This window comes from Candidatus Saccharimonadales bacterium, from assembly GCA_036397795.1.
GTDB lineage: Bacteria > Patescibacteriota > Saccharimonadia > Saccharimonadales > DASWIF01 > DASWIF01.
In genome coordinates this window covers 1-2,619 of record DASWIF010000006.1, presented here as the reverse complement: position 1 = coordinate 2,619, position 2,619 = coordinate 1, and the positions used below count along the sequence as shown (strand labels likewise).

General features: G+C 50.9%; 3 protein-coding genes. All 3 read left to right on the top strand.

The features are described 5' to 3' along the window. Nucleotides 1-1,138: hypothetical protein (locus VGA08_00525; GenBank protein HEX9679091.1), on the top strand; the 1,138-nt coding region annotated here is incomplete at its 5' end. 10 nt (nucleotides 1,139-1,148) lie between these two features. Next, entirely contained in the window at nucleotides 1,149-2,198 is a 1,050-nt protein-coding gene (locus VGA08_00520; protein ID HEX9679090.1) for a hypothetical protein, read from the top strand. 46 nt (nucleotides 2,199-2,244) lie between these two features. Then, the coding region (locus VGA08_00515) for a hypothetical protein (GenBank protein ID HEX9679089.1) at nucleotides 2,245-2,619 on the top strand (375 nt) is incomplete at its 3' end.

The following is a 2,619-nucleotide window of genomic DNA, read 5'->3' as shown; positions in this document are numbered from 1 at the left end:
GCGCTCCATAACCATAGGCTCATCGGAGGCTGGTGCGACTAACGTCACCTACGACATCCAGTTCGACATTCCGAACACAGACGTCGGTTCGTTCCGCGTTTCGTTCTGCGACGGTGATCCCCTGCCCAATACTAACTGTGTACTTGATGGTACCGGAGACGACGTACCCGATCTTGATTCGGTTACGTTAGATTCAGCGGCATTGTCTGGCGCCTCCAGCTGTACTGTAATTTCTCTAGAAGCGATTACTCCCGGCGACAACTTCCTAGACTTTACCTGTAACGTAGCCGAGACCGGTAGCACAGGCACCTTTACCGCTACGGTAGACGGGGTAGTAAACCCGGACAACAGTACCGATGGCGGCTCAGACAACAACAGTTTCTATGCCCGCCTATACACCTTTACGGCTACTACGCCGACTGCCTACTCGCTGACCCCGGAACCAGCTGGCAACAATGACGGCGGTATCGCTCTTAGCACGGCCGAGCAGCTGACTATTACCGCCCGCGTCCAGGAAATCCTACAGTTCTGCGTAGGCACTAACGCCACGGGTCCTAACGAATGTAGCGGCATGACGGGTAACGCCGTGGACATGGGTGTCCTTGACTTTGCCCAGGTTAATCGGGCCACCACCCAAGCTTCGCCCAGCCAAGGTTCGGTCTGGGTACGTACGAACGCCGCTAATGGCGTGGTAGTAGACTACTTCGCCGAGCAGGCAGGTACCGGTACCAACCACCTGGGAGCCCTGCGCGTCTCAGGCGCCAGCTGTAACGCCGGCGACGTGGAAACCGACCAGTGTATTAAAAGCGTCGGTACTGCCCAGACTCCGATTGTTGCTGGCACGGAAGAGTTTGGTATGTGTGCTTTCAACATCGATTACACTGGCCAGGATGTGGGTACGGCCACCACCGGTTTGGACTTGGACACTGAATACGATGGCGCCTGCGACAACAGCGGCGGCAACGGCTACGCCTTTGACGAGTCCGGTTCAACCGACAGAATAGCTGACTCGAGTCTAAGCGGCGGCGTTGTGAACGACGAAATGATAGAACTCGACTTCGCCGGTACCTCGGCCATCACCACCCCGACTGGTCTGTACACCGTTACCCTGACCTTCATCGGTACGGCGACGTTCTAAGACTTAAGGAGTGAGCGTGTTGAGACGATTGCTCCCAACCGTTCTGATACTGGCACTGCTTGTAAGTGCGGTGCCAGTCCTCACTCCTGAGCCAACACACTCGGCACCAGGGCTAGACAGCCGCAGCCTTACGATAAGCACATCTGAAGCTGGCGCGACCAATGTAACCTTTGACTTTCAGTTTGACATAACCATACCCGGACTATTGGGCTCCATCCAATTGGAGTTTTGCCAGGAAGACCCCCTGCCGTTCGAAGCTTGTACGCCACCTGCTGGCTTTGACATCAGCGGTGCGGCACTTGCTGGCCAAACCGGGGAAACTGGATTCATTATTGACCCAGGCGTAACCGCCAACGATTTGTTGTTGACCAGGGTTCCGGCAATATCCTCCGCGGGTACGGTCAGTTATTCGTTCACAGGCGTCGATAACCCTTCAAACGAAGGTTCTCACTATGTCAGGGTAATCACTTATTCTACTAATGATGGAACGGGACCATCGACTGAGGAAGCAGGCTTAGTCTATGCGATTGTTGATCAGTTTGACGTGAGTGCTTTCGTGCCGCCATTTTTGATTTTCTGCGCAGGCATTACTGTGGCTACCGATTGCAGTTCAGCAAGCGGAGATCAAATAAACTTTGGCGAACTAAGTTCTACATCGGCTAACACAGCGACATCGCAAATGGCTGGAGGTACTAACGGGGTAGGGGGTATGTCTATAAGTGTTATCGGCACAACTATGACATCTGGCATCAATACGATTACGGCTTTATCCTCTAGAGGCCCTTCTTCTCCAGGTAGTAGTCAGTTTGGTATTAATCTAAGAGACAACAGTAATCCTAATATTGGCCAAAATGTTGTTGGTTCAGGAACCACCGGCCCGATTGGAGACTATAATGTTGTCAACCAGTTCAAGTTCTCAAACGGTGATGTAATTGCTAACTCTCCGTTGTCTACGAATTTTAACAGGCTTACTGCCACCTATCTTGTAAATGTCACCCAAAACCAAGCCCCAGGTGTCTACACCTCAACTTTGACCTATGTGGCCTTGGCTACGTTTTAGTAAAAAAATCTGCTAGAATACCCAAGAATAAGTGAGGGTTATATCTGTGGTTGAAAATAAACAAATCTTAAAGCGTTTTATATTTATTGTAGCGGCAATAACCAGCGCCACTGTTTTAGCACTATCAACCAGAGCTCAAGAGAGCAATGTAGGCAACGGTTTAAGAATTACCCCGGTCAGACAGGAGCTAATACTGACTCCTGGCCAAACGGATTCGTATAGTATTGAGCTAACAAATGTTTCCCAAGGCAACATGACGGTGGTATCCGTTGTCAATGATTTTGAATCGGATAATGAGACTGGACAACCTAAGCTACTGGTAGGGCCAGGCGAATCTTCTCCCTTCAGTCTGATAGAGTATATAACTTTACCTGAACCATTTCCCCTGGACGTAGGGGAAACTAGAACGGTAAATATTGAG